Source organism: Streptomyces anatolicus (genome assembly GCF_019400875.1).
GTDB classification, from domain to species: domain Bacteria; phylum Actinomycetota; class Actinomycetes; order Streptomycetales; family Streptomycetaceae; genus Streptomyces; species Streptomyces anatolicus.
Genome location: NZ_WMBF01000535.1, coordinates 1 through 4,006, shown reverse-complemented (window position 1 = coordinate 4,006; position 4,006 = coordinate 1). Strand labels below are relative to the sequence as shown.

2 protein-coding genes and 2 tRNA genes are annotated in these 4,006 nt (G+C 73.5%); 2 read left to right on the top strand and 2 right to left on the bottom strand.

Annotated features, from left to right (window positions below):
- Positions 1–54: 54 nt before the first annotated feature.
- A tRNA-Arg gene (locus GKQ77_RS29050) sits at positions 55–127 on the bottom strand.
- Positions 128–338: 211 nt separating this feature from the next.
- A tRNA-Ser gene (locus GKQ77_RS29045) sits at positions 339–429 on the bottom strand.
- A gap of 206 nt (positions 430–635) precedes the next feature.
- On the opposite strand from GKQ77_RS29045, the gene GKQ77_RS29040 reads away from it, so the two are divergent.
- Together GKQ77_RS29040 and GKQ77_RS29035 are read left to right on the top strand one after the other, a co-directional pair.
- Positions 636–1,058, top strand: coding sequence for an SSI family serine proteinase inhibitor (locus tag GKQ77_RS29040; protein WP_219692023.1), 423 nt, complete (start codon positions 636–638; stop codon positions 1,056–1,058).
- Positions 1,059–1,273: 215 nt separating this feature from the next.
- On the top strand, positions 1,274–4,006 hold a 2,733-nt coding region (locus GKQ77_RS29035), incomplete at its 3' end, for a PAS domain-containing sensor histidine kinase (protein WP_219692021.1).

The following is a 4,006-nucleotide window of genomic DNA, read 5'->3' as shown; positions in this document are numbered from 1 at the left end:
CGCACAAACGACCAGAGGCCCTGACGGTTTCCCGTCAGGGCCTCTGGTCTGCTGTGCACTCGGCAGGATTCGAACCTGCAACCTTCTGATCCGTAGTCAGATGCTCTATCCGTTAAGCTACGAGTGCTTGTGCTTCCGGGGTTTTTTCTGCCCCGTCGGCGTTGCGAGAACAACATTACATGACCTGCGCCGTGAGGCGAAATCCGTTTCCCAAACCCGCTCTGAGCTGGGGAAACGCCCCTGGAGAGCCTTCGGGGAGCCCCCGGTGCACCCCCGCGGAGACCCCGGACACGACCGAAGCCCCGGTCGAGGACGACCGGGGCTTCGGGCTCACAGTGCGGAGGCGGAGGGATTTGAACCCTCGATGGGCTTTAAGGCCCAAACCGCATTAGCAGTGCGGCGCCATAGACCGGACTAGGCGACGCCTCCAGCTTGCACACCAGCGCGAGCGCGGGGGTGCGTGCAGATGATGACACAGCCAGGCGGGGTGTCACCAATCGCGTCCTCCACGGTACTAGTCGCGCGGCCCGCACGGCAAAGCGGTACTCGGCCCCGCAACGTCACGCGGCGAACGGCGTTAAAGGGTGTGGACCCGCTCATGGGTCCGCCGCCGTGCCCGACCCCGTGGAGCCCCCATGCTGCGCCGTCTCGTCCTCACCGCCGCCGCCTCCGTCGCCGCGCTGTCCACCGCACCCCTCAGCGCGCACGCCGTCACCCCCGCCGAGACCCCGACCGACCGGCTGACGATCACCGTCTCGGACTCGGGAGGCGACGGAGAGGGCAGGTTCGAACTGAAGTGCCACCCCACGGGCGGCTCGCACCCGGCCGCCTCGGCGGCGTGCGCACGCCTCGACGAGGTCACGAGGTACGGGACCGACCCGTTCGCCCCCGTGCCGACCAACGCCTCGTGCACGATGCAGTACGGCGGCCCCGCCACCGCGCGCATCACGGGCACCTGGCAGGGACGGCCCGTCGACGCGCGCTACAGCCGCGCCAACGGCTGCGAGATCTCGCGCTGGAACAACCTCGCCCCGGTGCTGCCCCGCACCTCGCCGTGATCCGGCGCCGGCGCCGTTTCCCGGAGGGCGCCCTCCACCCTCCTGTGACCAGGCGGTACCGAAAACTCACACCATCTGCGTGCGACCTCCCTCTCATCCGGCGCCGCGCGGGCAACCACTCCCCGTAGACTCCCTCCCGTGACACGCCACGGGCCGAGGGGCAAGATGGCCTGAGCGAGTCGGCAAGCAGCGGTAACCAGGGAGGAAGCGTCGTCGTGAGCAGCAGGCCATCCCGAGGCGCTGCTCGCCTCGCAGCCATACTCGACGCGCTCCCGGACGCCCTGGTGCTCGTCAACGCCAACGGCACCGTGGTGAACGCGAACGCGATCGCGCTGGAGGCGTTCGAGACACCGGGCACCGCACTCGTCGGGCGCGGTCTGCTCGATCTGCTGCCGGAGTTCGACTCCCGGCTCATCCCCGGCTCCATGCGGCGCCCGGACACCATCGACGAGCGCGGGCGCACCAAGCCCACGCGCATGACCGCCCGGCGCACGGACGGCACCGAGTTCCCCGTCGAGGTCACCAGCTCCCCGCTGGAAGACGGCAGGCACGCGTACGACAACCACGGCTACACCGGCGACGAACTGCTGATGCTCGTCGTACGGGACCTTTCGGGCACCGTGGACACCGAGGCCGAACTGGCCCGTTCACAGCGGCAGACCGAGATGATCCTGCGGGCCGCCGCCGAGGGCGTCGTCGGTACGGACACCGACGGCCGGGTCGTCCTCGTCAATCCGGCCGCCGCGCAGATACTGGGCTTCCGCGCGAGCGACCTCGGCGGCCAGGAACTGCACCCGCTTGTCCTGCACTCGCGCGCCGACGGCGAGCCCTTCCCCTACGAGGAGTCCCCGCTCGCCGACACCCTCCGCTCCGGGCGCAAGCACCGGGTGCGCGGGCAGGTCCTGTGGTCCAAGAGCGGCGCCAAGGTGCCGGTCGACCTGACGACTTCCCCCGTACGCGACGGGGACCAACTGGTCGGCGCGGTGATGACGTTCACCGACCGCAGGCCCTACGACGAGCTGGCCGAGAAGCACGAGGCCGCCCTCGCCCGGCACGCGGAGGAGATCCGCGCCGCCACCGAGCGGCACGCCGAGGAGATCAAGGCGGCGGAGGAGCGGCGCGCCGAGGAGATCAAGGCCGCCGAGGAGCAGCGGGCGGAGGCGCTCGCCGCCGAACAGGAGCGGTACGCGGCGCTCGCCGAGCGCGAGAAGGACCGCTTCGAAGAGCTGGCCGAGCGCGAGACGGCGCGGTACGAGACGCTGGCGGCCCGGCACGACCAGCTCCTCGCCGTCCTCGGCTCGTCCCTGCGCGGGCCCCTCGACGAGCTGCGCCGCGAACTGGCCGCGCTCGCCGCGGACGACGCGGGCCAGCTGTGGCCCGAGGCCAACCAGGTCCTGCACCACCTCTCCGCCGGGTACGCCCGGATGACGACCCTCGTCGACAACGTCCTCGGCTTCCAGCGGCTCGACGCGGGCGACGAACAGCTGACCCTCACCCCGGCCCTGCTCGACGCGGTCATCGCCACCGGTGTGGAGGGCGCGGTCGAGCTGATCGGGCCCGGCCGTGCGCAGTTCGCCGTGCACGCGCCGCCGGTGGAGATCGTCGTCGACGCGGGCCGGCTCGCCACCGCGCTGGCCCATCTCGTCGCGGACGTGGCGGGGATCGACGCGACGGGCAACACGCGCGCGGGTGCGGCTGTCGCGGGGGGTGCGGCGGGGGGTTACGTCGACTCGACCATCGTGGTGGCCGCGGCCCAGCGCGGCGAGGTCGTCCGCATCGAGGTCCGGGGGCCCTACGCGGGCGGGGACCCGGTGCACGAGCCGATCGTGCGGGGCATCGTGCGGGCCCACGGCGGTGTGCTCCAGACGCACGAGGTGCCGGGCATGAACGGCAGTGCGTACGTACTTGAAATACCGCTCGTGGCAAGCGGGGCGAGCGGGACGGGCTCTACGGAGAGGGGCGGTTCCGGAGCGGGCTCTACGGAGAGGGCCGGTTCGGCTGTGTCCGCCGCTCCGGGTGGCGTGGTCGCGGTGCCGGAGCAGGCGTCGCCCGCCACGGGCGGCGGCCGTCGGCGTGCCCGGCGTCCTTCGACGGACTCCTTCCTGGAGATCGGCATTCCGGCGGACCCGGTCGGCGGTACGGAGACCGGTGCGCCCGCCGCGCCGACCGGCACGGGGCGCCGTAGGGGACGCCGCGCGGCGGAGGCCGCCGGTGCGCCGGGGAGCCAGGACGCCACGCTTGGCGGTGGGCCGGGTTCGGTGGCGGCCGGGCCGGTGGGCGGACCCATGGGCGGCTCCGTGGCGGAGGCGCGGTCTTCGGAGAGTGCCGGTGGCGCGTCGGGGGTCACCTCTGGTGGCGCGTCGGAGGTGGCCTCTGGTGGTGCTTCGGGCGGTACCGGGCGGCGGCGCGGGCGGCCGAGTGCCGCCGAGGGCGCCGTGGTGACGGCGGCCGAACACGCGGCCGGATCCGCCGCGTTGGGTCAGGCGGTGCCGCCGCAGGGCGTGCCGGTCCCGGCGACCGGGACGGGGCGCCGCGCGCGACGGGCCGGTGAGCAGCATGCGCTGCCCGCGCTGGCCTCGGGACCGTCGGAGGCTTCCGGCGCCGCGTCCGGCATGGAGCTGGCCGCGGTGGAGGCAGGCCATGGCGACGCGGCTCGGCCCTCGGGGCGGCGGGCACGGCGTGCGCTGGCGGCGGCCAAGGAGAGGGCTGCCGCGGAGGAGGCCAACAGCGGCCGCGTCTTCGCCCTTCCGCCGGCCACGGCCGACCGCGGTGCGTCGGGCGCGGAGACCGTGCCTCAGCAGGCCTCGCCCCAGCAGACCTCGCTCCAGCAGCCCGCGAACGCCGTGGGCCACGCCGTGGTGAACCAGGGCGCGGTCGCGGCGGGCCAGGGCGCCGCCGAGCTGGCCTTGGGTCAGGGCTCCGTAGGCCAGGGGGCCGTGGGGCAGGGT